The organism is Streptomyces sp. NPDC030222 (genome assembly GCF_055573115.1).
Map to the genome: position 1 here is coordinate 72,685 of NZ_JBVICA010000005.1, position 14,053 is coordinate 86,737.

A 14,053-nucleotide genomic window follows, 5' to 3' on the forward strand; every position below is an offset into this window, starting at 1 on the left:
CGGCCACACAGCCCTCGTGATCATCGAGGCTGCGCTGCGAGACGACGGGCCTCTCCGCCGTGCGGTCCGCCGCACCCGGCCGACGGCCCGCGGGGGAGGGCCCAGTGAGCGAGACACCGACAGCACCGCAGGCACCGGAGCCGACACCGTCCGGCGGACCCGCGGTCCCGTCCGAGACGCCGGCGGCAGCGCCTCCGTCCGGGCCGCCGCCGGTGACGGGGGAGTCCGGACCACCGGTGGCCACGGGCTCCTCCAGGCGGTCACCCGAGGCGGACGTTCCCGGACAGGTACGGACGGAGGCTTCCACCGGGTCGCCGTGGGCACCCGCGCCGATGCCCCGGGCGGCGAGACCCACTCCTCCCGGCTGGCACCAGCAGCCCCCGGCACCGCCGAAGTGGATCACCGACATCCGCGCCGATCCACCGCCCCCGGCCCGGCCGGCGATCCTGTGGACGGCGCTCGCGGCCGCGGTCCTGAGCGCGCTGCTGCTCGGCGAGGGAGTCGGGCTCAATCTCCTCATGGTCGCGATACCCGCGGCCGTCGCGGCCTGGTCGGCCGCGAGGGCGTCCGGGCGCCGCCTCCGTCCCTGGACGGCCGTGTGGGCGGCGGGCGGCCTGGCCATGCTCGCCGTACCTGCCCTCCATGACGCGGGCTGGCCGACCTTCCTCGCCGTCGTGTCCGCCCTGGCGCTCGGCTCGCTCGCGCTGCACGGGGGCCGCACGTGGCCCGGGGTGCTGATGGGCCCCGTGGGCCTGCTGGGCGCGGTGGGCACCGGCCCCGTCTGGGCATGGCAGGGTGCGCGGGACCATATGCGGGGATCCGACCGCCGATGGGGACCGGTGCTGCGGACGACAGGTGTCGCGGTGCTCCTCCTGGTGGTGTTCGGTGCGCTGTTCGCCGGTGCGGACGCGGCCTTCGCGGATCTGCTCGACGCCCTGGTTCCCGAGATCTCGATCGTCGACGGCCCCTGGAGGTTCCTCCTCTTCATGGTGGGCCTGGTCGGAACCCTGGCCGCCGCCCGGACGGCAGCGGCACCGGCCCGCTGGGACCGGCTCGTCGTACGACCCGGCCGGGCCCGCGGCCGGGTCGAGTGGGCCCTTCCGCTGATCGTGCTCAACGTGCTGTTCGCGACGTTCCACGCCGTCCAGCTCGCCGTGCTCCTGGGCGGGTACGACGCGGTGCTGGAGGAGACGGGCCTGACGTACGCCGAGTACGCGCGGCAGGGGTTCTGGCAACTGCTGTGGGCGACCCTGCTCACCCTCGTCGTGATCGCCGTCGCCCTGCGCCGTGCCCCACGCGGCACGCGCTCCGACGAACTGCTCGTGCGCGGCGTGCTGGGAACGCTGTGCGTGCTGACGCTGGTCGTGGTGGCGTCGGCGCTGCGACGCATGGATCTGTACGTCGATGCCTACGGGCTGACGCGGCTGCGGGTCTCCGTGACCGCGATGGAGATCTGGCTGGGGGCGGTGATCGTCCTGATCCTGGCGGCGGGCGTATGGGGCACGCGCTGGCTCCCGCGTGCCGTGGCGGGCAGTGCGGCCGTCGCGGTCCTGACGTTCGGACTGCTGTCCCCGGACGGTCTCGTGGCGGAACAGAATCTTGAGCGTTACCGAGCCACCGGGACGATCGACCTGAGGTACCACCGGAGCCTGTCGGCCGATGCCGTCCCCGAGCTGGACCGGCTGCCCGAGCCGTTGCGTTCCTGTGCCCTGAGGGACATCGCCGAGAATCTCGAAGCGGAGGACGAGCCGTGGTTCGCCATGAGCCTGAGTGAGGCGCGGGCCCGGGACCTCCTTCGCGAGCGTCAGGTGGTTCTGGTGCAGGAAAGCTGCGCCGGGATCGCGGAGGACGGGGGCAGGTACGAGGAGGGTCTCCTGGAGCCCTAGGAGCTGCGTCAGGCGTGCGGCTGAGACGTCGTCACCATGATGCCCTCGACCATCAGTTGCTTCTCGACATGGCCGTCGACGCGGCGGAGGGTGCAGAGGCAGAGGCAGAGGCAGAGGCAGAGGCAGAGGCAGAGGCAGAGGCAGGGGCAGAGGCAGGAGCGGGAGAGGGCCTCGCGGTGGAGGATCTTTGTTTCGGATGCCTTCGAGGCCGCCCTCGGCGCTCGCGGCGCGGAGAGCGGCCGAGGTTCCGTATGCGGGGTGCACTCCGCCCTCTGTCGACGCCCGAAGGACGCGATGCGCGGGCGTTTCGGGTTCGCGCCGGGATGTGATCTTCGCGAATGCAACGGACTGACTGTCCAGGGTTCCGGCGGTGACCCCTCTCGTAGGTGATCGAATCATCATCGTGTGTGATCGTGAATGTCATGCACCGTGGAATTACAGGGGTGTCGTGCCCTCCATCGTCGGGGTCCTCCCGGTGGGGTCCCTTGGGTCGGGCGTGAGGGTGTATCGATCGCAGGTGTGCGAGAGTGAATGACGTGTGGTGTGACCGCACTGCTGATCGATCATGTCGCGGTGCCGCTGCCGGCGCCGCTCGACGGCAGGGGATTCCGCTTCCTGCCCGCCCGGCCGTGTCCACCGGGGTGTGACCGCAACGGTCCGGGTGCCGGTCCGGATACCGGGGTGTTCCTGGGCCGGTCGAGCGGCGTAACCTGTCTGGCGCCATGCCGTACAAACCACCCACCCACAGCGTTGAGCGCTCGATACGCGCCACCACCGGAGCCAAGATCATTGCCGGTGTCGACGAGGTCGGACGAGGGGCGTGGGCCGGTCCTGTCACGGTATGCGCGGCGGTCACCGGACTGCGCCGCCCTCCCGTCGGTCTCACCGACTCGAAGCTGCTCACTCCCAAGCGGCGTCTCGAGCTCGCGGGGGAACTCCAGCAGTGGGTCACGGCGCACGCGCTCGGCCACGCCTCCCCCGAGGAGATCGACGAGCTGGGGATGACCGCCGCCCTGCGGCTCGCCGCGGTGCGCGCCCTGGAAGCGCTTCCGGTGTGCCCGGACGCGGTGATCCTTGACGGGAAGCACGACTATCTCGGGCTTCCGTGGCGGGTCCGTACCGTGATCAAGGGTGACCAGTCCTGTGTCGCGGTCTCCGCCGCCTCGGTCATCGCCAAGGTGACCAGGGACGGGATGATGGCCGAACTCGGCGAGCAATGGGGGGCGTTCGACTTCGCCGCCAACGCCGGCTACCCGTCGCCCACGCACAAGGCCGCCCTTCAGGAGTGGGGGCCCACCCCGTACCATCGGCTCTCCTGGGCGTATCTCGACGCGCTGCCCCAGTGGCGGCACTTGAAGAAGATTCGTGTCCCGGCGGGGGCGGAAGCATTGGAGAGCGGGGGCCAACTCGGCTTCGACTTCTGAATCCGCCCCGATGAGCGGGGCGAACTCGTCCAGATCGCACTCATGTGCCCACCCCGCTGATGCCTGCAACAGCGGCATTTGATAGACATCCACCCATGCCTCTCATCCCCGAGGAGCCTCAGATTCACGAGAGTGCCCAGGGTCCCCGCGTCGCTCCGGCCGCCGGCCGCACCACGCCGACCCCTCGCCCCGTACCCGGTCCGCGTACCGCAGCGGCGCCGCGCCCCGGACGCCCGGGACCTGCCCGGCCCGCGCCTCCCGCGCAGCGCGCGCACGGTACTGCCGTGCAGCCGAAGCCGGAGAATCGTTCCGTGCCGCAGATCCAGCTCATCCCCGCCTCTGTGGAGGGAGCGCTCGACGCCGCCGAGGAAGCGGTCGATCTGCTGCTCGACTCCGGGCGCGCGCCCGGCGACATCCTGGTCCTGACCACGGGTGAGCAGCACCCCTGGGCGGCGCACGAGCTGTCCTTCGGTGAGAACGCTTACTGGGCCCAGCATGACGCCCGCGACGACGTGTTCTACGCGGACGTGGCCGTCATCGAGCGTGCGGTGGCCCGGCCGGTCGTCGTGGTGGCCGTCAACGGTGCCGCCGACGACGTCGTGGCCCGGGCCATGCCCCAGGCCCTGCAGCGGGCGAATGCCCTGCTCGTCGTCTGCGGCGACCCGAAGCAGATCGACGAAGTGCTGGGCACCGGCCGCTGACCGGACCCGCACCCGGGAACCCCGGCTGCCCGGCGGCCTTCCAGGCCCGCCGGGCGGTTATGCGTCCGGCACCGCTCTGCCTCGTGGCCATGGGCGCGCGCCCTGCGCCGTCCCGTGGACATGCCGTTCGGGGTCGCCACCGGTCACCGGCCTTCGGTGGACGGCCTCAGCGGGCCGCGGTGCGCCGCAGGAGCTCCATGGCGGCGCCCCCTGCGCGCAGCCGTCCGGGATCGGCGTCGGCGGCCAGGTCCGCGAGCGCCGCGGGGCGGGACACCGAACTCGGGCTACGTCCGCCGCGGCCCTCGCCGAGCACCTGCCAGCCGCCCGCGGTCAGCGTGATGTACGCGCCGCAGCGCAGCCCGTGCAGCGTGCAGGCGTCGCGCAGCCCCCACATCCAGGCCCCGTCCTCCTCGGTCCACCGCTCGTCGCCCTCACGGCAGTAGAGCAGCACCGCGGTGCGTACCGGTACCCGCCGCCGCAGGTCGTGCGGGATCACCCGGCGCAGCTGGGCCAGCAGCGCGTTGCGGAACTCCCACCCGTCCGCCGGGGCGGAGCGGCGCACGAACGAGGCACTCGCCGCGAGCCGTTCCTCGTGGTCGAGGACGGCGACCACGGCGGTCGTGGGTATCGGACGATGCCGGGAGTGCAGACCGCTCACCACCTCGCGGGGGTTGCGCAGCAACGGCACACCTGCGGCGGCCCATTCGGCCGGTTCGAGCAACCGGCCCAGCCTGCTGGTGGAGTCGGCGACGGAACCCGTCGCGGCTGTGGACGGAGCGAATCCGAAGGTCACGGTCCTCCCTTCGCATACGCGCCCACGAAGCGGGCAGGGTTGAGTGGGGCCGCACCGGGGCAGCCCAACAGGACGCCGTCAGGCCGCGCGGGGAGCGACTTCAATTCTTACGGGCCGTCGCGCACGCGGCAACGAGCAAATGACGTCGCTGACTGGAATCGGCGGTTATGACGTTCATATCCCTGCCCCACTGTGGCCCCGCCGATGCCCCGTCAGCCCTGGACGGCGAGGACCAGCGGAAAGACGCCCTCTGCTCCGGCCCCCCGCAGCAGCCGCGTCGCCACCGCCAGCGTCCAGCCGGTGTCCGCGAAGTCGTCCACGAGCAGCACGGGCCCCCTCGCCTGCGCTAGTGCGGACGCCAGTTCGGGCGGTACCACGAGTGAGTGATGCAGGCCCCGTACCCTCTGGGCGCTGTTGCTGTGCGAGAGCTGTCCGGCCGCATCGGGCTGTGCGTACTCCACGGAACCGAGCAGCGGCATGCGGCCCACCTCCGCGATCCGCGCACCGAGCGAACCCACCAGCCCGGGCCGGGTCCGGGAGGCGACCGTCACGACGCCGACCGGACGGGACGCGGCGTCCGGTGCGCCGGACGCCCAGCCCCCCGGGCCCTTCGCCCAGTCCGCCAGCACGTTCACCACGGCCTTCAGTACGTCGTCGGGCACGGGTCCGTCGGTGGCGCCGGGAGCCAGCATGGGGCGCAGCCGATTGCCCCAGCCGATGTCCGAAAGCCGACCCAGCGCGCGGCCGGGGAAGGCCTGCTCCCTCTGGGGGATACGGCCCTTGAGGTCCACTCCTACGGCAGCCAGGCCGGTGGGCCACATCTTGCGGGGTTCCACGTCCACACCCGGCCTGCCGAGTTCTCCGCGTGCCGCGTCCAGCGCCGCCGCGGAGACGGACTCCGTGAACCTGGCTCCCGCACAGTTGTCACAGCGCCCGCACGGGGCGGCTGCGTCGTCGTCCAACTGCCGCCGGAGGAACTCCATCCGGCATGACGTGGCCGCGGCGTAGTCCCGCATGGCCTGCTGCTCGGCCTCGCGCTGCTTCGCCACCCAGGCGTACCGCTCCGTGTCGTACACCCATGGCTGCCCGGTGCTCGTCCAGCCGCCGCGCACGCGTCGCACGGCGCCGTCCACGTCGAGCACCTTGAGCATCGTCTCCAGCCGGGTGCGCCGCAGTTCGACCAGTGGCTCGAGGGCGGGCAGCGAGAGCGGCCGGCCCGCGTGGGCCAGGGCGTCCAGCGTCCGCCGGACCTGTTCCTCCGGTGGGAAGGCCACCGATGCGAAGTACTGCCAGATCGCCTCGTCCTCCTTGCCGGGGAGCAGCAGCACCTCTGCGTGCTCCACGCCGCGGCCCGCCCGGCCCACCTGCTGGTAGTAGGCGATGGGTGACGACGGCGAGCCCAGGTGGACCACGAAGCCCAGGTCGGGCTTGTCGAAGCCCATACCGAGCGCGGACGTGGCCACCAGCGCCTTGACCCGGTTGGCCAGCAGGTCCTCCTCCGCCTGCTGCCGGTCCGCGTTCTCCGTCCGGCCGGTGTACGAGGCGACGACATGACCGCACTGCCGCAGATGAGCCGTCACTTCCTCGGCGGCGGCGACCGTCAGGGTGTAGATGATCCCAGAGCCGGGCAGTTCGCCGAGGTGTTCCGCCAGCCAGGCGAGCCGGTGCGCGGCATCGGGGAGGCGCAGGACATGGAGACTCAGACTCTCCCGGTCCAGCGGCCCCCGGAGTACCAGCGCGTCGGAACCGGCACCGGTGCCCAACTGTTCCGCCACGTCCGCCGTGACCCGCGCGTTTGCGGTCGCGGTCGTCGCGAGGACCGGAACTCCGGCGGGGAGATCGGCGAGCATCGTGCGCAGCCGCCGGTAGTCCGGCCGGAAGTCATGGCCCCAGTCGGAGATGCAGTGCGCCTCGTCGACGACCAGCAGACCGGTCGCGGCGGCGAGGCGGGGCAGCATCTCGTCCCGGAAGTCGGGGTTGTTGAGCCGCTCGGGGCTCACCAGCAGGACGTCCACATCGCCCGCGGCGACCTCGGCCTGGATCGTCTCCCACTCCTCCGTGTTGGACGAGTTGATGGTGCGGGCGTGGATGCCGGCCCGGGAGGCGGCCTCCACCTGATTGCGCATCAGCGCGAGCAGAGGGGACACGATCACCGTGGGACCGCCGCCACGCTCCCGCAGCAGGGAGGTTGCGACGAAGTACACCGCGGACTTCCCCCACCCGGTTCGCTGGACGACCAGCGCCCTGCGCCGGTCGGCGACAAGCGCCTCGATGGCACGCCACTGGTCCTCGCGCAGCCGGGCCGTGCCCGAGGCGTCACCGACGAGGCGGGCCAGTACGGAGTCGGCAGAGGCACGGAGGTCTGCGTTGGCTGCGTTGCTCATACCCCCATGCAACCCGATGCCGCCGACATCACGCGAACCCGTCGCCCCACCTGTGGACAACCAACCCGTCGCCCCACCTGTGGACAAGTTGTCCACAGGCCTGACGGAGGCTGCGCGGTCTGCGGCACATTCGATGCATGAACCAGCATCGCGAACCCATCGACTCGTCCCCGCGGCCCCAGATCACGCTGCGCGGTGCGGCCGAACTCGCCGACGCCCTGCCGTATGTCATGGGCTTCCACCCCACCGACTCGATCGTGATGATCGCGCTCCACGGCAGGCGCGGACGATTCGGCGGCAGGCTCAGGCTCGGCATCCCCGCCTCACCGGCCGAGTGGCCGCAGGCTGCCGATCAGCTCGCCGAGTGCCTGATCCTGACGAGCGAACGCGCGGGCCCGCGTCCCGACGGCATCCTCGTCTTCCTCTGCCGGGACCCCGTGGCGGGGGAGACGCCGGGGCAGGTCATGGAGTGGCTGCGACCCCTCGCGCAGCGCCTCCGCACGTCCTGCGGCAGCCTCGACGTGCCCGTGCTCGAAGCGCTCTGTATTTCCGACGGCCGGTTCTGGTCCTATTGCTGCTCCGACCTCCGCTGCTGTCCTCACGAGGGCACGGCGATCGCCCTCCCGGGCACCTCGGTCATGGCGGCGACCGCGACTTTCGCAGGGGTGCAGGTCAGAGGCTCGCAGCGGGAGCTGGAAGCACGGCTCACGGCCGGGGGCACGGAAGCCTCGGCAGGTCAGGAAAGGGCTCTGGATGCCGCCGCGGCCGCGCTGGTGCCCCGGATCCTCGGCGATGTGCAGCGCAAGGAGACAGGTGCCGAGACGCTCGCCCTGGCCAGGACGCTGATGGACCGCCTGGACGCCGCGCCGCAGGTCCGCGGCGACGCCGCGGCGGACGTCTCCGACGACGCACTGATTACGGACGACGAGGCCGCGGCCCTGATCCTGGGCCTTCAGGACCGGGTGACCAGGGACCGGGCCGCAGAGTGGATGGAGGGCCGGGAAGCGGCTCCCGCACTCCGCCTGTGGCGCGCACTTGCCCGGCGGTGCGTCCGCTCCTACGCCGAGCACGCCGCGGCACCGCTCACCCTCGCCGGGTGGGTCGCCTGGTCCACGGGCGACGAAGCCGAAGCCAGGATCGCGTTCGGCATGGCCCTGCGCGTCGACGCGAGGTACCACTTCGCGCAGTTGTTGAACGAGGCCTGCAGCCGCGGCCTGGACCCGGAGGAGTTGCGGCGCTGCCTTCGCGACGAGCGCGACGGGAGAGAGCGCCGCCGGGCGGACGAGAGCCGCCGGGAAACAGCCCGTCGGCCCGCCTCCGAGCCGGCCCCGGAGAGCGTCTTCGGGGCCGGCCGCGGACCCGGCCGGGACACGGCACCGGAGAGCGGGGAACACGGCCGCTGCGAGGGCGGTGGGCCGGACGGCCCGCACGGGGCGGACCTTCATGGAGGGGTCCCTCGGCGGGGTACCCACGACGGTTCGGCGGACGCACCCGAGAACGGGCGGCACCCGGGAGACACCGCCCCGGACGGCGCCATCCGGTACGAGGGGGACAGGTGCACCCTCGGCGGTTCGGGCCGTGGGCTTCCGCCGGTAGGGGAAGGACCGTCGCAGGGGGAGCAGGACGGCCCGGACCACCGGAGCCATGACGAAGCGGCGACCGACCGGAGCAGGCACCTGCCGGAACAGGGCCCGTCGCGGAACACACGGGACGAGCCGGGAGCCGGCGAGAACGGGTCCGACCGTGGTTCCGGCACCCGTGCACCACTGGAGGAAGGGGCACCTTCCGAGGCACCGTCCGGTCCGCGCTCGTCCTGCGGACACCCCCTGCGGAAATCGCCGGTCCGGCCGGCCGAACGCAGTCGGTCCTGCGCCGCACCACCCGTGCGCCCCGCGACCGCACGTGTACCAGGCCGAGCGCGACCGTCGCGCCGCGGAAGCGCGCGGCAGCCGGGCGGTGGTGCGCGTGGGCAGTAGCCGACGGGTGCGCGTGGTCATGGACGCGCGCGCCTGGTTCGCGTGGTCATGGATGCGGCCGCGGGTTCCCCGAGGGCTCCGCACGATCTTCGATGGGTCCGCACCCACTTCCGGCGAGGAGGTTCTGCTCGGCGTCGCCCCACTTCCGGGGCGTCGCCCGCCAGGCACGGTGATCGAGCACGTTGGGCGGCCGGGCGTCCGGGGCGAGGCGAGGCACCCCGGCGTCCGGGCCACCGCAGGTGACCGCCAGTCGTGGGATCGGCCGTCAAGGGCGTGACCTGGCGCACCCGGTGGCGTTCACTTCGGTGGTGGACCGGCGATGTCCGGGCCGTCGTCACCGCGTATCCGTCGGAAGCGCTGAACAGAAGGCAGTCCATGGCTCGAACCGTCCCGCCTCGGCCGATGGGAGCCGGGCCGCCCCTCGGTACGGCGCCCCTGCCACGAGGGGTCCCGCAAGCCCGGACGTTCGAACCGCCGCCGGTCCATGACGCACTGATCTGCGTCGCGCTCCCCGCCTTCGCCGTGTCCCCCGAGCACGGCCAGCTCACCGGCGACGGCCTGGAGGGCTTCTACCAGCACGGCAGACGCCTGCTCTCCCGCTGCCGGCTGCGGATCCGGGGCCGTGAACCCATCTCGGTGCAGGGTGGATTGCTGGCAGCGGACCGTGCGCGGTTCCTGGCGGTGGTGCCGGCGGCCGTTGACGCCGGGCCCGATCCCGAGATCGTCGTGGAGCGGCTCCGTCATGCCGAAGGGATCGAACGGATCACCTTGCGCAGCGCGGCGGTGCGCACCGTATGGCTGCCCGTCGAAGTGACACTCGGGTCGGACCTCGCCGACCTCTCCGCCGTCGCCGGAAAGTGCGCGGCACCGGAACTGCGGCCCACCGTCCATGCGTCGGGCCTGCGCTGGTCCACGTCCCGGGCCCACGTCGTGGTCACCGCTCACCCACCCCCGGCGGATGTACTGGCCCCCCTCGGCCTGCTGCACTGGGAGGTGGAACTGCCGCCGGGCGCCGAGCACACCATCGAGCTGCGCATCGGCACGGGTCGGCCCGCCCGTCCCCAGTGCCGGGCCGTCCTGAGCCATCCGTCGCCGGCAGCCGAGGCGGAGGGCGACGATCCGCGCGTCGGCGCCCTGCTCCGCACCGGCCTCGACGACCTCCGGGCACTGCTGCTCCGCGACCCCGGCCGCCCCGGGGACATGTGCCCGGCGGCCGGAGTGCCATGGCGCAGTGTCCCCGCCCCCGCGGAGGCCCTGTGGGCAGCACGTATGGCGCTTCCCTTCGGATCTCGCCTGGCCGCCGCGACCCTGCGCACCCTGGCCCGCACACAGGTGACGGGTACCGGCCCGGACGCCGGGCGGATTCCCGGACCGGTACGGGGCGCCGGTCCGCATCTCCCCCCGGGGTGTACGGGTGTCGAGGCCACACTCGCGTTCCCCACGGTGCTGGCCGAGGCGCGGCTGTGGGGTCTCGCCGATCAGGACGTCGCCGAGCTGCTGCCCGTCGCCGAGCGCTGCCTCGGATGGCTGCACAGGACCGCAGGCGACGGGTACGTACCCGATCCCGGACCGGCAGGTCTGTTCCGGGCCGAGATCCAGGCACACGCCCACCGGGCAGCCGTGCTCGGCGCAGGGCTCCTCGAAGCCTGCGGACGTCCGGGCGCCGACGCCCTGCGCACCTGGGCCCTGGCGGTACGCACGCGCTTCCGCCGGGACTTCTGGCTCGACGACCGCGGCGGCGGAAGGCCGCTGGCCGCCCGCGCCGCGGACGGCCGGACCGTTCCCCGGCTGACCGCAGCGGCCGCCCACCTCCTCGACACCGGCCTGCTGGGCGCCGGGCGGACCGCCCCCGGACTGCTGGACGCGACGCAGACGGACCGACTGGCCGCACTCCTCTGCGGTCCCGCCATGTTCTCGGGATGGGGACTGCGCGGCCTCGGTACCGGAGAGCCGGGACACAACCCCTACGGGCACCGCGCCGGCGCCGTACACGTCCACGAGACGGCCCTCGCCGTGGGCGGTCTGTCCGCAGCCGGATACGAGAAGGAAGCCGGCACCCTGCTCCGAGGACTGGTCGACGCGGCCGAGGCCTTCGGGCACCGGCTGCCCGAGATGTTCGGCGGCGACCGGCGGACGGCAGGAAGCCCGCCATCACCGCACCCCGTCGCATGCCGTCCGGCGGCGCTCGCCGCCGCGGCCGGTCCGTACGCGTTGGTCTCGCTCGCCGGAATCCGCCCCGACGCCCCGGCGGGGACCGTCGCGCTCCGGCCCCTGCAGTCCGCCCCGCTCGGTGCCCTTCGGATCACAGGCCTGAGGGTCGCGGACGAGCCCTTCTCCATCCGGATCAGTCGGCTCGGGCTCGCAATGGTGGAGGAAGCCGCTGCCGGGCTTCAGTTGGGAGGGTGAACGTGGAAGCGCTTCAGGACCCGGAACTGGCCAGGTGGCGAAGGGGACGTGTTTATCGTCAGGAAGACGACTATGATCACGGCATGTCGCCCTACGACCCGTCGGCCTTCCCGCCCTTCGCTGTCACCGTCGACCTGGTCGTGCTCACCGTGCGCGGCCATGCGCTCTGCGCTCTGGTCGTCCGCCGCGGCGAGCCGCCGTTCCAGGGACGGTGGGCACTGCCCGGCGGATTCGTCCGCCCCGACGAGGACCTGGCGGCCGCCGCCGCACGCGAGCTGGTCGAGGAGACGGGACTCTGCGCCGCGGACCCCGTCACTCCGGCGGCCGGGAACGGCGCCCATCTGGAACAGCTCGCCACATACGGCGACCCCCATCGGGACCCCCGGATGCGGGTGGTGAGCGTCGCGCACCTCGTCCTCGCCCCCGATTTGCCCGCACCGCGCGCCGGCGGGGACGCCCACAGCGCGCGCTGGGCACCCGTGGAGGAACTGCTGGACCAGGAGGGCGCGTCCGCCGATGAGGGCGAACAGTCGGTGCCGCTCGCCTTCGACCACGCGCGGATCCTCGCCGACGGGGTCGAGCGCGCCCGCTCCAAGATCGAGTACTCGTCCCTGGCGACGGCGTTCTGCCCGCCCGAGTTCACCGTCGGCGAGCTGCGCAGGGTGTACGAGGCGGTGTGGGGAGTGGCCCTCGACCCACGGAACTTCCATCGCAAGGTGACCGGCACCCCCGGCTTCCTCGTTCCGGCCGGTGGCACCACCACCCGCCAGGGCGGAAGACCCGCGCAGCTGTTCCGGGCGGGTGGCGCCACGCTGCTCAATCCACCGATGCTGCGCCCGGAGGTCTGACACCCGCAAACGGCAGATCTGCGCAAAAAGTCCGAAACATCGCGTTATCTTGCTGCGGTACCCGCCGTGCCGCCCAGCGGACTGATCTCTTGCGGGAGAAGCGATGATCCAGGCCATCGGACTGACCAGCGCCCCCCGTCGAAGTCGGCCACCCGCGGTGGACGATCTGACCTTCGAAGCCCGGCCCGGGCGGATCACAGCCCTCCTCGGCGGGCCTGGGGCCGGGAAGACCACGGCGCTGCGGCTGATGCTGGAACTCGAACCGGGCCGCGGCATCACCTACTTCCGGGGCAGGCCGCTGCACCGGGTGACCCGGCCGACCCATGAGGTCGGGGTGCTGCTCGGAGATGTGCCCGGCCACCCCGCCCGCTCCGTCCGGGGGCAGCTCCGCATGCTCTGCGCCGCCGTGGGCGTCCCGCCCTCCCGCGCCGACGACATGCTCGACCTGGTGGGTCTCTCCGGCCTCCGCGACATGCGTCTCGGCACGCTCTCCCGGGGCATGGACCGCAGACTGGGTCTCGCCTGCGCACTGTTGGGCGACCCCCACACCCTGGTGCTCGACGAACCCGCACGGGACCTGTCACCCCGCGAGACCCGCTGGCTGTACGGCCTGATGCGCGGCCATGCCGCTCACGGCGGCACCGTGCTGTGCACCCTCAACGACCCCAAGGAGGCCGCCCGGGCCGCCGACCGCGTAGTCACCATCGACGCGGGTCGTCTCGTCGCGGACCAGGAAGCGGCTGACTTCGCACGCACGCGGCTGCGTCCCCGTGTCGCCGTCCGGACCCCGCACGCCGCACGGCTGGCCACCCTCCTCGGCAGGGAGGCCCGTGCCGCCAGGCGTTCCGTGGAAGTGGTAGCCGAGGAGGGGGGCGGGCTGAGCGTCTACGGCAGCAGCTGCGCCGAAGTCGGCGAGACCGCGTACCGCGCGGGAATCCTCCTGCACCAACTCGCCGACGAGATCGGTGACACCGGTGGCGTCGGTCTCCGTTCCCGCCTCGGCGTCGTCGGCCCGTCCGCATCGGGCGTCGCCCGCGCGCCGTCCGCGGCAGACCCTGCCCCGCACGCGCCCGGCGAGACCTCGCTGCCTCCGGCCTCCGACGCGCCCCGGCGGGCGGCGGCCCGACAGGCGGCATCCGGTTCCGGAGTCCCCGGCACCGATGCCGCTCGGGCCTCGGGCATCGGCGCCCGGGGTGCGCCCACGCCGAGGGGATGGACCGAGCAAGTGGGTCCCCGACCCTCACGAGCCGCACCTCCGCAGACTGAACCATCCCGGCAACCGCTGCGGACCGAATCCCGGCGGCCGGACTCGACGCGGTCCGGACGCCCGTGGGTGGAGGCGACCGGGTCTGAACCTCTGCGGATGGAAGTGTCGGGGTCCGAGTCTCGGTCGGTGGATCCGGCGTGGCCTGGGTCTCCGTGGGTGGAGGCGACCGGGTCTGAACCTCTGCGGATGGAAGTGTCGGGGTCCGAGTCTCGGTCGGTGGATCCGGCGTGGCCTGGGTCTCCGTGGGTGGAGGCGACCCGGTCTGAACCTCTGCGGGTGCAGGCGGCGGGGTCCGAGTCTCGGTCGAACGAATCGGCGTGGCCTGAGCCTCCGCGGACGGAACCGCACCGGCCCGAACCTCCGGCGAC

9 protein-coding genes and 1 pseudogene are annotated in these 14,053 nt (G+C 72.8%); 7 read left to right on the forward strand and 3 right to left on the reverse strand.

What is annotated here, in order from left to right; all coding sequences use genetic code 11:
- Window positions 1–332 precede the first annotated feature (332 nt).
- From ACZ4Z5_RS09165 to ACZ4Z5_RS09175, 3 genes are all read left to right on the forward strand, one after another.
- Window positions 333–1,886, forward strand: a complete 1,554-nt coding sequence (locus tag ACZ4Z5_RS09165) for a DUF4153 domain-containing protein (RefSeq protein ID WP_468258921.1) — start codon at window positions 333–335, stop codon at window positions 1,884–1,886.
- 722 nt (window positions 1,887–2,608) lie between these two features.
- Window positions 2,609–3,310 (forward strand): ribonuclease HII, encoded by a 702-nt coding sequence (locus ACZ4Z5_RS09170; protein WP_468258924.1) that lies wholly within the window; start codon window positions 2,609–2,611, stop codon window positions 3,308–3,310.
- A 95-nt stretch (window positions 3,311–3,405) separates the two neighbouring features.
- Window positions 3,406–4,011 carry a hypothetical protein gene (locus ACZ4Z5_RS09175; RefSeq protein WP_468258926.1) on the forward strand — a complete coding sequence of 202 codons (606 nt, stop codon included), beginning with the start codon at window positions 3,406–3,408 and terminating at the stop codon, window positions 4,009–4,011.
- 166 nt (window positions 4,012–4,177) lie between these two features.
- On the opposite strand, the gene ACZ4Z5_RS09180 is transcribed toward ACZ4Z5_RS09175, so the two are convergent.
- Window positions 4,178–4,804: a hypothetical protein gene (locus ACZ4Z5_RS09180; protein ID WP_468258928.1), complete on the reverse strand. Its 627-nt coding sequence runs from the start codon at window positions 4,802–4,804 to the stop codon at window positions 4,178–4,180.
- A 212-nt stretch (window positions 4,805–5,016) separates the two neighbouring features.
- Window positions 5,017–7,188 (reverse strand): RecQ family ATP-dependent DNA helicase, encoded by a 2,172-nt coding sequence (locus tag ACZ4Z5_RS09185; RefSeq protein WP_468258930.1) that lies wholly within the window; start codon window positions 7,186–7,188, stop codon window positions 5,017–5,019.
- Window positions 7,189–7,325: 137 nt separating this feature from the next.
- Between ACZ4Z5_RS09185 and ACZ4Z5_RS09190 the strand changes: the two genes are divergently transcribed.
- From ACZ4Z5_RS09190 to ACZ4Z5_RS09205, 4 genes and pseudogenes are all read left to right on the forward strand, one after another.
- Window positions 7,326–9,164, forward strand: a complete 1,839-nt coding sequence (locus tag ACZ4Z5_RS09190; protein ID WP_468258932.1) for a DUF4192 family protein — start codon at window positions 7,326–7,328, stop codon at window positions 9,162–9,164.
- A 375-nt stretch (window positions 9,165–9,539) separates the two neighbouring features.
- On the forward strand, window positions 9,540–11,570 hold the full coding sequence (locus ACZ4Z5_RS09195) for a glycogen debranching N-terminal domain-containing protein (RefSeq protein ID WP_468258935.1): 2,031 nt from the start codon (window positions 9,540–9,542) through the stop codon (window positions 11,568–11,570).
- Window positions 11,571–11,653: 83 nt separating this feature from the next.
- On the forward strand, window positions 11,654–12,418 hold the full coding sequence (locus ACZ4Z5_RS09200) for an NUDIX hydrolase (protein ID WP_468258937.1): 765 nt from the start codon (window positions 11,654–11,656) through the stop codon (window positions 12,416–12,418).
- Between the two features lie 103 nt (window positions 12,419–12,521).
- Window positions 12,522–12,929 (forward strand): annotated as a pseudogene (locus ACZ4Z5_RS09205) (ATP-binding cassette domain-containing protein); the annotation flags it as partial.
- 69 nt (window positions 12,930–12,998) lie between these two features.
- Here ACZ4Z5_RS09205 and ACZ4Z5_RS09210 read toward each other — a convergent pair.
- Entirely contained in the window at window positions 12,999–13,484 is a 486-nt protein-coding gene (locus tag ACZ4Z5_RS09210) for a hypothetical protein (protein ID WP_468259640.1), read from the reverse strand.
- Between the last annotated feature and the right edge of the window lie 569 nt (window positions 13,485–14,053).

Bases quoted from the DNA above. Each gene is read 5' to 3' on its own strand.
- ACZ4Z5_RS09165 (WP_468258921.1), top strand. From the start codon at position 333: ATGCCCCGGGCGGCGAGACCCACTCCTCCCGGCTGGCACCAGCAGCCC.
- ACZ4Z5_RS09170 (WP_468258924.1), top strand. From the start codon at position 2,609: ATGCCGTACAAACCACCCACCCACAGCGTTGAGCGCTCGATACGCGCC.
- ACZ4Z5_RS09175 (WP_468258926.1), top strand. From the start codon at position 3,406: ATGCCTCTCATCCCCGAGGAGCCTCAGATTCACGAGAGTGCCCAGGGT.
- ACZ4Z5_RS09185 (WP_468258930.1), bottom strand. From the start codon at position 7,188: ATGAGCAACGCAGCCAACGCAGACCTCCGTGCCTCTGCCGACTCCGTA.
- ACZ4Z5_RS09190 (WP_468258932.1), top strand. From the start codon at position 7,326: ATGAACCAGCATCGCGAACCCATCGACTCGTCCCCGCGGCCCCAGATC.
- ACZ4Z5_RS09195 (WP_468258935.1), top strand. From the start codon at position 9,540: ATGGCTCGAACCGTCCCGCCTCGGCCGATGGGAGCCGGGCCGCCCCTC.
- ACZ4Z5_RS09200 (WP_468258937.1), top strand. From the start codon at position 11,654: ATGTCGCCCTACGACCCGTCGGCCTTCCCGCCCTTCGCTGTCACCGTC.